This is a genomic window from Erwinia plantamica, assembly GCF_043420595.1.
In the GTDB taxonomy this organism is placed as follows: Bacteria; Pseudomonadota; Gammaproteobacteria; order Enterobacterales; family Enterobacteriaceae; genus Erwinia; species Erwinia aeris.
In genome coordinates this window covers 70,923-81,685 of sequence record NZ_JBGCUC010000019.1, presented here as the reverse complement: position 1 = coordinate 81,685, position 10,763 = coordinate 70,923, and the positions used below count along the sequence as shown (strand labels likewise).

13 protein-coding genes are annotated in these 10,763 nt (G+C 56.2%); 2 read left to right on the top strand and 11 right to left on the bottom strand.

Annotated features, from left to right (window positions below):
• Window positions 1-375 precede the first annotated feature (375 nt).
• Window positions 376-750 (bottom strand): antiterminator Q family protein, encoded by a 375-nt coding sequence (locus AB3U87_RS18480; protein WP_253459207.1) that lies wholly within the window; start codon window positions 748-750, stop codon window positions 376-378.
• 177 nt (window positions 751-927) lie between these two features.
• On the opposite strand from AB3U87_RS18480, the gene AB3U87_RS18475 reads away from it, so the two are divergent.
• Together AB3U87_RS18475 and AB3U87_RS18470 are read left to right on the top strand one after the other, a co-directional pair.
• Window positions 928-1,605, top strand: coding sequence for a S24 family peptidase (locus tag AB3U87_RS18475; RefSeq protein ID WP_253459205.1), 678 nt, complete (start codon window positions 928-930; stop codon window positions 1,603-1,605).
• Window positions 1,606-1,704: 99 nt separating this feature from the next.
• Window positions 1,705-1,962, top strand: a complete 258-nt coding sequence (locus tag AB3U87_RS18470) for a YfhL family 4Fe-4S dicluster ferredoxin (RefSeq protein WP_253459201.1) — start codon at window positions 1,705-1,707, stop codon at window positions 1,960-1,962.
• A gap of 58 nt (window positions 1,963-2,020) precedes the next feature.
• Here AB3U87_RS18470 and acpS read toward each other — a convergent pair whose 3' ends face one another.
• The 10 genes from acpS to rseA all read right to left on the bottom strand — a co-directional run bounded on the left by acpS (window position 2,021) and on the right by rseA (window position 10,742).
• Window positions 2,021-2,401 carry a holo-ACP synthase gene (gene acpS / locus AB3U87_RS18465; protein ID WP_125289479.1) on the bottom strand — a complete coding sequence of 127 codons (381 nt, stop codon included), beginning with the start codon at window positions 2,399-2,401 and terminating at the stop codon, window positions 2,021-2,023.
• Window positions 2,401-3,132 (bottom strand): pyridoxine 5'-phosphate synthase, encoded by a 732-nt coding sequence (gene pdxJ, locus AB3U87_RS18460; protein ID WP_301730840.1) that lies wholly within the window; start codon window positions 3,130-3,132, stop codon window positions 2,401-2,403. The genes acpS and pdxJ overlap by 1 nt, the downstream gene beginning before the upstream one ends.
• Before the next feature lie 71 nt (window positions 3,133-3,203).
• Entirely contained in the window at window positions 3,204-3,929 is a 726-nt protein-coding gene (gene recO, locus AB3U87_RS18455; RefSeq protein ID WP_253459192.1) for a DNA repair protein RecO, read from the bottom strand.
• A 3-nt stretch (window positions 3,930-3,932) separates the two neighbouring features.
• Window positions 3,933-4,838, bottom strand: coding sequence for a GTPase Era (gene era / locus AB3U87_RS18450; protein WP_253459188.1), 906 nt, complete (start codon window positions 4,836-4,838; stop codon window positions 3,933-3,935).
• Complete coding sequence (rnc, locus tag AB3U87_RS18445) at window positions 4,835-5,515, bottom strand: ribonuclease III (RefSeq protein ID WP_125289475.1); 681 nt, start codon at window positions 5,513-5,515, stop codon at window positions 4,835-4,837. The genes era and rnc overlap by 4 nt, the downstream gene beginning before the upstream one ends.
• Window positions 5,516-5,645: 130 nt before the next feature.
• A complete protein-coding gene (lepB, locus tag AB3U87_RS18440; protein WP_253459185.1) occupies window positions 5,646-6,605 on the bottom strand; it encodes a signal peptidase I in 960 nt (319 codons plus the stop codon).
• Between the two features lie 25 nt (window positions 6,606-6,630).
• Window positions 6,631-8,430, bottom strand: a complete 1,800-nt coding sequence (gene lepA / locus AB3U87_RS18435) for a translation elongation factor 4 (RefSeq protein ID WP_253459182.1) — start codon at window positions 8,428-8,430, stop codon at window positions 6,631-6,633.
• A 265-nt stretch (window positions 8,431-8,695) separates the two neighbouring features.
• The gene (gene rseC / locus AB3U87_RS18430) at window positions 8,696-9,157 is read right to left on the bottom strand and encodes a SoxR-reducing system protein RseC (protein ID WP_253459178.1); all 462 of its coding nucleotides are present in this window, start codon (window positions 9,155-9,157) and stop codon (window positions 8,696-8,698) included.
• Complete coding sequence (rseB, locus tag AB3U87_RS18425) at window positions 9,154-10,101, bottom strand: sigma-E factor regulatory protein RseB (protein ID WP_253459174.1); 948 nt, start codon at window positions 10,099-10,101, stop codon at window positions 9,154-9,156. Before rseB ends, rseC begins: the two co-directional genes overlap by 4 nt.
• The gene (rseA, locus tag AB3U87_RS18420) at window positions 10,101-10,742 is read right to left on the bottom strand and encodes an anti-sigma-E factor RseA (protein ID WP_253459170.1); all 642 of its coding nucleotides are present in this window, start codon (window positions 10,740-10,742) and stop codon (window positions 10,101-10,103) included. Before rseA ends, rseB begins: the two co-directional genes overlap by 1 nt.
• Window positions 10,743-10,763: the final 21 nt, after the last annotated feature.

Here is a 10,763-nt window from a genome sequence, read left to right as displayed (position 1 = left end):
CCTTTCCTTTTTCATTTCTCCCTGCCTGTCACTAATCCATGCTGCTACATTAAGGGGTTTATTTCGTAACGAAAACCCCTTAGTGCTAATTTTTTTATTTAAGAACGCAGGAAAGTTTGAGGCATAAAAAATGCACTCCTGCCTGCCAATAAGGCAGACAACGGAGTGCATATAGAAGACATTCTCTTTGTGGTTCGCAATCGTTAAAGAACCATGTTGCTACTTTACGCGTATAAAATCGTTACGAAAAGCCCTGATCAATATTATTTTTGCTATGTATGCAAATTGCGTAACAACGTAGACTTGCCTTACGACATCTGGTCATAATTAAATTATTCTTTGCTTTTATATTTTTATATTCGTAACGAAGAAATTTTATATCCAGGCATCCATTTCCAGCTCCGCATCGCTCATAATTATACAGGCATCAATAAAGGTTTCAGCTATCATCAGCTGGTTCCTTACTTTGCCTTCCGAGCATTTCTTTTTCCGGGCAATGGCGGATTTGGAAATATTATAGAGGTAGTGCAGGATAATCAGCTCGACCTCGTCCGTACGCCCGACCTTGTGCAATTTGGCGATAGCCGCATCGACAATCAGCCCGTCGCTGTCGCTACAGGAGAGTCGGCTTCTCCGCTCATCCGGCAGCAGCCCTTTAAAGCCCGCCGCAACCGGCGACCAGTCAAGCTGCGTGCCCTCTGCCACAGCCCAACCGCCCCAACGTTCCAGTACTTTTTGTATATTACGCATCAACCGACCTCCTTTTCTTACCTGACTCTTTTGTGGCCTGCCCGATCGGGCAGGATGACTGTGGCGATGAATTATACTAAACTGCATTATCTGATGAAGCATAATCGCCTTAACAACACCTATTCTAATGCAAAAACGCATAATTGCAACGTTAGCGCGCAATAACAGGAAGATAAAATGATCTTTGATTTGGATGTATTCAACAGTAACATCAAGCACTTGATGGAAAGAGAGGGCATCGGCAGCGTGACGGAGCTTTCTAAAAAGGTCAGGCTACAGCAGTCCACCCTGCACCGGCTGCTGACGGGAGAAGTGAAAGACCCAAAGTACACCACGCTGAAGTCTCTGGCGGATTATTTTCACGTTTCGCCCATCGATCTGATCGAGCGCGACTTACAGGCATCGGCTGCACAACATGCGCCGGGCGTGACAGGCGAGCTTCACTCGCTGGTGCTGCATAAGGTGCCGGTGCTGGGCAATACTCAACTTGGCCACAGCGGCTACTGGAGCGATATGCAATATCCTGTTGGCAATGGTGACGGGTTTCTACGCTGGCCTTCCTGCGATCGCGACGTCTACGCGCTGAAATGCGTGGGGGATTCGATGATGCCAAGGATCAAAGAGGGTGAGTTTGTGATCGTGGAGCCGAATCAGAATTTTCATCCGGGCGATGAGGTGCTGGTGGTCACCAGCAGCGGCGAGGTGATGGTGAAAACCTTCCTGTTTAAACGCGACGGCTTTTACCATCTGCTGCCGGTTAATGAGGATCACGCACCGATCCGCCTGCCGGTTGAAGAGGTTACACAGATGCAGTATGTCGCCGGCATTGCGAAATCTTCGCTCTGGCATCCCTGAGCAACAACGGCTGGCTAACGACCCGAAGACAGGCCGTGGGAAACGGTCGTTCAGTGTGGTAAATTACGCCCCTTCTTCCGTTAAGGGTATTCGCTGAACATGGCTTTACTGATCACTAAACGCTGCATCAATTGCGATATGTGCGAGCCGGAGTGCCCGAACCAGGCGATTTCCATGGGCGAAAGCATTTACGAGATCGATGTGAACCGCTGTACAGAGTGCGTGGGTCATTACGACACGCCAACCTGTCAGCAGGTTTGCCCTATTGATAATACGATTATCAGCGATCCGGAATGTGTGGAAAGCAGCGACAGGCTGTGGGAAAAGTTTGTGCTCCTGCATCACGTCGCCTCCTGAACGGGCGACCTCTGAGGCGCGCAGCGGTCGGACTGGCGATGCAACCAGCCCGACCGAATTAGCTTTCGATAATCACCGTAGCGCAGGCGTAGTGACGCTCGTCCGCCAGCGTGACATGAACGTGTGCGACGCCCAGCTTTTGCGCCACTTCCGCCGCCTGCTGAAAGAAACGCAGCCCCGGCTTGCCCAGCTCGTCGTTGTAAACCTCAAACTGGTTAAAAGCCAGGCCGCCGCGTATGCCGGTACCAAACGCCTTAGCCGCAGCCTCTTTTACCGCGAACCGTTTGGCAAGAAAGCGCACCGGCTGCTGATGCGCCTGATACTGCGCCCATTCGTTTTCGCTCAGCACGCGTTTCGCCAGCCTGTCGCCGGAGCGGGAAATCACGCCTTCGATACGGTCGATTTCCACGATATCCGTGCCCAGCCCCAGAATAGCCATTAGCGACGCGCTTCCCGCATCAGCGCCTTCATCTCGCTTACCGCATCGGCAAGCCCGCTCATCACCGCGCGGCCGATAATAGCGTGTCCGATATTCAGCTCATGCATCTGCGGCAGCGCGGCGATCGGCTGTACGTTATGATAGGTCAGCCCGTGGCCCGCATTCACCTTCAGGCCTTTGTCGTGCGCATAGGCCGCCGCATCTTTAATACGACGGAACTCCGCGTCGCGTACCGCGCCCTCTTCCGCTTCCGCATAGGCGCCGGTATGAATTTCGATATAGGGCGCGCCGGAGGCCATGGCGGCATCAATCTGCCGATGGTCGGGATCGATAAACAGCGAAACCTGAATGCCCGCCTCTTTCAGGCGCGAAACGGCAAAGGTGATTTTTTCCTGCTGGCCCGCCACGTCCAGGCCGCCTTCGGTGGTGACTTCTTCGCGCTTTTCCGGCACCAGACAGCAGAAATGGGGTTTGATCTCGCAGGCGATGTCGACCATTTCATCGGTCACGGCCATTTCGAGGTTCATGCGCGTCTGAATGGTCTGACGAAGAATTCTGACGTCACGATCGGTGATGTGGCGACGATCTTCGCGCAGATGGACGGTGATGCCGTCCGCGCCGGCCTGCTCGGAAACAAAAGCAGCCTGTACCGGATCGGGATAATGCGTGCCGCGAGCGTTGCGCACGGTGGCGATGTGGTCGATATTGACGCCTAACAGGAGTTCAGCCATAACAAACCTCAGAATAATGTACGAGGGCTACAGTGTACGTCCGCGCCGTTCCCCGGTACAGCCAGGCGACTTTACTCGGGCGCGTCCGCGCGTTTTTTCGGCACGAACTGTCGAAAAAGCTCCTGGCTCTTCAGGGGTTTTCCGCCCAGATAGGGCTTGAGCGCCATGCGGGTGAAACGCTTGGCGGCCCTGAGCGTCTCGCTATCCGGAAAGCTGCGTTCATAAAGCGCCCGCAGCTCGCGTCCGGTAAAGCTTTTATGGCTTTTCACCAGGCTGGCGATAAAGCCTTTTTCCTCGCGATAGATATAGGTCATATCATCCGTAACCTCTTCGCCGCTGCCCGCGCAGTGCAGGAAATCGACGCCGTAGCCAAGATGGCCCAGCATCGCCAGCTCGAAGCGGCGCAGCGCCGGTTCCGGCGAGCCGACGCCCGCAGCCAGCGCCTGAACACAGTGCAGATAGTCGAAAAAAAGCTCGGTAAAGGCGGTTTCCTGCTCCAGCACGCGAGCTATCAGCTCATTAACGTACAGGCCGCAGTAGAGGGAAATACCGGTCAGAGGAAGGGCAAGAGAGATGGGTTCGGCGCCGCGCAGGGTTTTCACCTCGCCGCGCCCACCCCAGCGTACCAGCAGCGGCGTAAAAGGCTGTAAGGCGCCTTTCAGGCTGGAACGCTTGCCGCGCGCGCCTTTGGCCAGGACGCGCACGCGGCCGTAGTTTTCCGAAAAGAGATCGAGCATCAGGCTGGTTTCGCTGTAGGGACGTCCGTGCAGGACAAATGCGCGTTGCCAGCCTTCCATCAATTACAGATCGTCTACGTAACCCAGGCTACGCAGCGCACGTTCGTCGTCTGCCCAACCGGATTTAACCTTCACCCACAGCTCCAGGTGGACTTTGGCTTCAAACATTTCTTCCATGTCTTTGCGCGCTTCAATACCGATGGTTTTGATCTTCGCGCCTTTGTTGCCGATGACCATTTTCTTCTGGCCTTCACGCTCGACCAGGATCAGGCCGTGGATATCATAGCCGCCGCGATCGTTGGTCACAAACTGCTCGATTTCCACCGTCACCGAATAAGGCAGCTCGGCGCCCAGGAAGCGCATCAGCTTTTCACGGATCATCTCGGAGGCCATAAAGCGCTGCGAGCGATCGGTGATGTACTCTTCCGGGAAGTGATGTTCCGCTTCCGGCAGGCGCTTGCGCACGATGCTGGCGATGGTATCAACGTTTTTACCGGTTTCGGCAGAGATCGGCACCACGTCCATAAAATTCATCTGCTGGCTCAGGAACTGCATATGCGGCAGCAGAATGGTTTTATCGGTAACGTTGTCGACCTTGTTGATCGCCAGCAGCACCGGCACCTTGTTCTCTTTCAGCTTGTTCAGCACCATTTCGTCATCGGCCGTCCAGCGCGTGCCTTCCACAACGAAGATCACCAGCTCGACGTCGCCGATTGAGCTGCTGGCCGCACGGTTCATCAGGCGGTTGATCGCCCGCTTCTCTTCCATATGCAGGCCCGGCGTATCGACGTAGATCGCCTGATAGCCGTCTTCCGTATGGATGCCCATAATGCGATGGCGCGTGGTTTGCGGTTTACGCGAGGTAATGGAAACCTTCTGCCCCAGTAACTGGTTCAGCAGCGTGGATTTTCCAACGTTCGGGCGGCCTACGATAGCAATAAAGCCGCAATGGGTGGTTTGTTCGCTCATTCAAGTCCCAGCTTAATCAGCGCCTGTTCGGCCGCTGCCTGCTCAGCTTTGCGACGACTGGAGCCGGTTCCCACAACCGGATCCGTCATGCCGCTTACCTGGCAGTGGATAGTAAATTCCTGGTCATGCGCTTCGCCACGCACCTGCACCACCAGATAGGAGGGCAGCGGCAGATGACGACCCTGCAGATACTCCTGCAGACGCGTTTTTGGATCTTTCTGTTTGTCGCCCGGGCTAATCTGATCGAGACGGCTGGCGTACCAGTCGAGGATCAGCTGTTCTACCGTCTGGATATTACTGTCCAGGAACACGCCGCCAATCAGCGCTTCTACGGTATCGGCCAGGATCGACTCGCGACGATAGCCGCCGCTTTTCAGTTCGCCTGGCCCCAGACGCAGGCATTCGCCTAAATCGAATTCCCGGGCCATTTCCGCCAGCGTATTGCCCCGCACCAGCGTGGCGCGCATCCGGCTCATATCGCCTTCGTCCACGCGTGGAAAACGGTGATAGAGCGCGTTGGCAATCACGTAACTGAGGATGGAGTCGCCCAGAAACTCCAGTCTTTCATTGTGTTTACTGCTGGCGCTGCGATGGGTCAACGCCTGCTGCAACAGTTCCTGATGGGTAAAAGTGTAGCCCAACTTCCGCTGGAGCCTGTTAATTACGATGGGATTCATGCGTTACCAATATCTTAATGCGAAAATTTTCCTGCACAGGGAACAGGGCTGGACACGCCAACACGAGACTGTTTCGTGTGCAGTGGCTCCCCAAGGGAAGCCACCCTTTTGCAGCGGCGCCTGCGCGCCGTCAGTGAATACCGCCAATACGGCTCAGGCGAACGCCGGTTGGCCATTGCCCTTCCTGCTTTTCAAAACTCATCCAGATAGCGGTGGCTTTGCCGACCAGATTTCTTTCCGGCACGAAGCCCCAGTAGCGGCTGTCGGCGCTGTTGTCACGGTTATCGCCCATCATGAAATACATGCCGGCGGGCACGACCCACGTGGACTGCGGCTGGCCCGGCTGCTGATAGTAAGAGCTTGCCTGGCTTTGCGCCTGGGTCACCAGCAGAATGCGGTGCGTGACGTCGCCCAGCTTTTCGTTACGCGTAGCGAGACGCAGACCGCCGCGGATGGTTTCACCCTGCGGCTTCTGCCAGAAACCGTTGCCGGTTTCGTTGCCGTCAAAGCCGCTGAAGGTCTGGATAAAATCGCTTGGCTCAACGTCGGAATAGGTGATCGGCAGCGCCGTATCGCAGGTTTTTTCTGGCGCGCAGGCCGGATTCACCGTCACGGTTTTGCTCTGCGGATCGTAGCTGACGCGGTCGCCAGGCAGCCCTACCACGCGTTTAATATAATCCATGCTTGGATCTTTCGGGTACTTAAACACCGCGATATCGCCGCGCTTAGGGTGCCCGGTTGGGATCAGCGTGGTCTGCGTGATCGGATCTTTAATCCCATAGGCAAATTTCTCTACCAGGATAAAGTCGCCAATCAGCAGCGTCGGCATCATCGACCCTGACGGGATCTGGAAAGGCTCATAGATAAAAGAGCGCACCACAAACACCAGCAGCAGTACCGGGAAAACGGACGCGGCCGTCTCTATCCAGCCCGGCTGCCCGGTTTTTTTCTCGCCCACATTGTCTGCTGAAGCCTCCGCAAGCGCCTGGCTGGCCCTGCGGGCCGGCGCCCACTTGTATCTGTCCACGCACCAGATAATACCGGTTACGAGCGTTGCTATCGCCAGTATCAGGGCGAACATATTAGCCATTCCAGTTCCCTCGTCGTCTTAGGCTTTACTTACTCTCTTTACCCACATGCAGAATGGCCAGGAAGGCTTCCTGAGGCAGTTCGACGTTGCCGACCTGCTTCATGCGCTTCTTACCGTCTTTCTGCTTCTGCAGCAGCTTTTTCTTACGGCTGACGTCGCCGCCGTAGCACTTCGCCAGCACGTTTTTACGCAGCTGTTTAACGGTAGAACGGGCAATAATGTGGTTGCCGATGGCCGCCTGGATCGCGATGTCAAACTGCTGACGCGGGATCAGATCTTTCATCTTCTCCACCAGCTCGCGGCCACGGTATGGCGCATTATCGTTGTGGGTGATCAGCGCCAGCGCGTCAACGCGCTCGGAGTTAATCAACACATCAACGCGTACCATGTTGGAAGCCTGGAAGCGTTTGAAGTTGTAATCCAGCGACGCGTAGCCACGGGAGGTGGATTTCAGACGGTCGAAGAAGTCCAGCACCACTTCCGCCATCGGGATGTCATAGGTCAGCGCCACCTGGTTACCGTGGTAAACCATGTTGGTCTGCACGCCGCGCTTCTCGATACACAGCGTGATGACGTTGCCCAGGTATTCCTGCGGCAGCAGCATATGACACTCGGCGATCGGCTCGCGCAGCTCTTCGATATTGTTCAGCGGCGGCAGTTTGCCCGGGCTGTCAACGTAGACGGTGTCGCCTGAGGTGGTCAGAACTTCATACACTACCGTCGGCGCCGTGGTGATCAGTTCGAGATCGTATTCACGCTCCAGACGCTCCTGAATGATCTCCATATGCAGCAGACCCAGGAAGCCGCAGCGGAAGCCGAAGCCCAGCGCGGTAGAGCTTTCCGGCTCGTAGAACAGCGAGGCGTCGTTAAGGCTCAGCTTGCCCAGCGCGTCGCGGAAAGCTTCATAGTCGTCAGAGCTGATTGGGAACAGGCCCGCATAGACCTGCGGCTTCACTTTCTTAAAGCCAGGCAGCGCTTTTTCCGCCGGGTTGCGCGCCAGCGTCAGCGTATCGCCTACCGGCGCGCCCAGGATGTCCTTGATGGCGCAAACCAGCCAGCCTACTTCGCCGCAATTCAGCGCATCGCGATCGACGCGCTTCGGGGTAAAGATACCCAGACGGTCAGCGTTATACGTCTGCCCGGTACTCATTACCTTGATTTTTTCGCCCTTGCGCAGCGTGCCGTTTTTGATACGCACCAGCGAGACAACGCCCAGATAGTTATCGAACCAGGAGTCGATAATCAGCGCCTGCAACGGGCCTTCCGGATCGCCTTCCGGCGGCGGGATATCGCGCACCAGACGTTCCAGCACGTCAGGCACGCCAACGCCGGTCTTGGCCGAACAGCGCACGGCGTCGGTAGCATCGATACCGACGATATCCTCGATTTCCTGCGAGACGCGATCGGGATCGGCGGCCGGCAGGTCAATCTTGTTCAGTACCGGTACCACTTCCAGATCCATTTCCATCGCGGTGTAGCAGTTGGCCAGCGTCTGCGCTTCCACACCCTGACCGGCGTCCACCACCAGCAGCGCGCCTTCACAGGCCGCCAGCGAGCGGGAAACCTCATAGGAGAAGTCAACGTGACCCGGCGTGTCGATAAAATTGAGCTGGTAAGTTTCACCGTCAGGAGCGTGGTAGTCGAGCGTTACGCTCTGTGCCTTGATGGTAATGCCGCGCTCGCGCTCCAGATCCATAGAATCCAGTACCTGAGCCGCCATTTCGCGTTCGGTGAGGCCACCGCAGATCTGAATCAAACGGTCAGAGAGCGTTGATTTGCCGTGGTCGATATGAGCGATGACAGAAAAGTTTCTTATATGCTTCATTTATATGAATTTTTTCGCTTAAACGTTCGGTTTAGTTCTTGCGGTGGACAGAGCCGTAGAGACCGACTGCAATGTACCCGCCATCAATGAGCACGCATCTTACACTGTTAGCCCCCGCCACGAAAGAATTCACATGCATAGCGTATGATTTCCCTGCGGGCCGCGCGTCTACTGCTGTAATCGTGACCGCAGCGCGACGGGACACGCGCCGGGACGCAGGATAGCGATAAGGGGTAAAAGTGCCGACGGCCTGCCGGATTAAGCGTTATTCGGTTTCAACGCGCAGCGCATCCGGCGGAAGCGCCACGCTCAGAATCACCGGATGAAAAGAGGCGGATTTCCCCAAATAGCCGGAAATGCCTTTAGCGATGATAAACCCGCCGATGCCGCCAAGCAGCGCACCCGCAGCGGCAGCCAGATCGCTGTGAAACAGCATCTGAAACAGCCCGGCCACGATAAACAGGCCCAGCAGCGGCGTCATATAAACCAGCAGCGCCGAGCTGAGCAGGCTCTTCTCTTCAATGCCCAGTTCAATACGCTGCCCCGGCGCCAGCGGCTCCGCGCTGGCGATTTTCATCACGTGCGCGTTCTTTGGCCCAAGCTTGTTCAGCATGTGGCTGCCGCAGCCTTTACGGGCGGAGCAGCTGCTGCAGGAGGTTTTCATTTCTGAATGCAGCGTCGCCACACCGTTGTGCCAGGAGACCACCGTGGCCCATTCTCTCATCATTTTGCGCTACCTATGCTGTCAGCGATACGCTTGGCGGTTGAAGGAGGAAGCTCGCCAACCACCGTGATCTCTTTATTATTGCGTATTTCCGTATGCACCGTACGTCGTCCCGTGCGCAATTGTTGCGACACGCTGTTTTTGTCTGCCGCACTGACGTTGATCGAGAAGCTGAACAGCCCGTCAGAATAGAGGCGCGACTCAACCGGCTTGTTCAGCGAAGGGATCTGCCTGCGGCTCTGCGTAACCTCTTTCATGCCGTTCGGCAACCACGACGGCCGCCATGCGAAGGTGGCTTTATCGCTGGCCGGCACCGAAAGCGACGGCGGCAGGCTGGCTTTATCCAGCCCCTGCATCATTTTTCTGACGCCGTCATCCACCGCAAAGCTGACCACGCGATATTGCTCCAGCGTTTCGCCGTCCCGATCGAGCAGATCGACCCTTAACGGCAGCCGGGTATCGCTGTCCAGCCAGACAATATAGCTATAGCGGGTGCCGTCGCGCGCCACGATGCGGATCACTTCGCACAGCTGATCGGCGATACGCGTCCGCCCTACCGGTACAAAATCGTAATATTCGGAAAGCTTTTGGAAATCGGCGAACACCAGCGACGGCAGCGAATCAACAATATGTTTACCGGGCAGAGTAAAAGGCTCCAGACCCGGTTCAAAATAGCTGATCTCGTTACCGCGTTGAACGATCTCGCGGCGCGGCCCATCCATATGCAGCAGCTGTGCATAGGTTTTGCTGTCCAGAACGGCATGGCGAAAACGCAGCGACTCAATGCCCAGCCGCGAGACGTTGATATAGGCGAGTTCGTAATTGAGGGACTGGCTGGCCTGCTCCATCTGTTGCAACAGCGCCCCGGACGTGGTTTGCGCCGGGGCGAAGGAGGAATAAAACAGGCTGCCAGCCATAAGGCTGACGGCGCACCAAAGCTGCTTCATTACTGCTGCTGAATTCCTAACGACTGGTTACCCGGCACCTGAACAGCTGCCTGCTGGGCAGGCGTCTGCTCGAACTGCAGGCTCTCTGAATGCAGACGGCGCTGCAGTTCGTAATCCTGCAGCATCGCGTTAACGCGACGACGCTGATCCTGCACCTGCTGTGGCGCACTGCTGTTGGTTTCCGCCGGCACGCCCAGACTGACCGGCGACGCCTGGCCCATCATCGGCAGCGTATTGAATACCGGCGACTCTGACTGCGACTGCCCTTCAGCAGGCTGGTTATAGTGCTGCACGCCCACGATCACCGCCAGCGACACGCACGCCGCCACGCCGATCTGGGTAAGCTGCGCGGCCCATGGACGCACTTTGTGCCAGAACGGCAGCTTGTCATAGCTCTGCGGTTCGGGCTGCGCCTCTGGTATCGCTCTCTTCAACGGCAGCGGTTCTTTTTCGATAGCCGCCGCGACTTTCGCCGCGATATCGAAATGCATTACCGGCGCAACGTCGCCACGCAGGGTATCGCGGATAAGATGATGGCTTTCCCACTGTTTTTGCAGCACAGCGTCTTCAGACAATGCGGACAAAACTTCATTATCTAAAGTTTCACCATCCATTAAAGCGGAAAGTTGTTCTTTCTGCATGCCTCAGTACCCTTCCTGTGT

Coding starts and splice junctions, on each gene's coding strand:
- rseA (WP_253459170.1), bottom strand. CDS start 10,742: ATGCAGAAAGAACAACTTTCCGCTTTAATGGATGGTGAAACTTTAGAT.
- pdxJ (WP_301730840.1), bottom strand. CDS start 3,132: ATGGCTGAACTCCTGTTAGGCGTCAATATCGACCACATCGCCACCGTG.
- rseB (WP_253459174.1), bottom strand. CDS start 10,101: ATGAAGCAGCTTTGGTGCGCCGTCAGCCTTATGGCTGGCAGCCTGTTT.
- lepA (WP_253459182.1), bottom strand. CDS start 8,430: ATGAAGCATATAAGAAACTTTTCTGTCATCGCTCATATCGACCACGGC.
- acpS (WP_125289479.1), bottom strand. CDS start 2,401: ATGGCTATTCTGGGGCTGGGCACGGATATCGTGGAAATCGACCGTATC.
- rseC (WP_253459178.1), bottom strand. CDS start 9,157: ATGATGAGAGAATGGGCCACGGTGGTCTCCTGGCACAACGGTGTGGCG.
- AB3U87_RS18475 (WP_253459205.1), top strand. CDS start 928: ATGATCTTTGATTTGGATGTATTCAACAGTAACATCAAGCACTTGATG.
- AB3U87_RS18480 (WP_253459207.1), bottom strand. CDS start 750: ATGCGTAATATACAAAAAGTACTGGAACGTTGGGGCGGTTGGGCTGTG.
- recO (WP_253459192.1), bottom strand. CDS start 3,929: ATGGAAGGCTGGCAACGCGCATTTGTCCTGCACGGACGTCCCTACAGC.
- lepB (WP_253459185.1), bottom strand. CDS start 6,605: ATGGCTAATATGTTCGCCCTGATACTGGCGATAGCAACGCTCGTAACC.
- rnc (WP_125289475.1), bottom strand. CDS start 5,515: ATGAATCCCATCGTAATTAACAGGCTCCAGCGGAAGTTGGGCTACACT.
- AB3U87_RS18470 (WP_253459201.1), top strand. CDS start 1,705: ATGGCTTTACTGATCACTAAACGCTGCATCAATTGCGATATGTGCGAG.
- era (WP_253459188.1), bottom strand. CDS start 4,838: ATGAGCGAACAAACCACCCATTGCGGCTTTATTGCTATCGTAGGCCGC.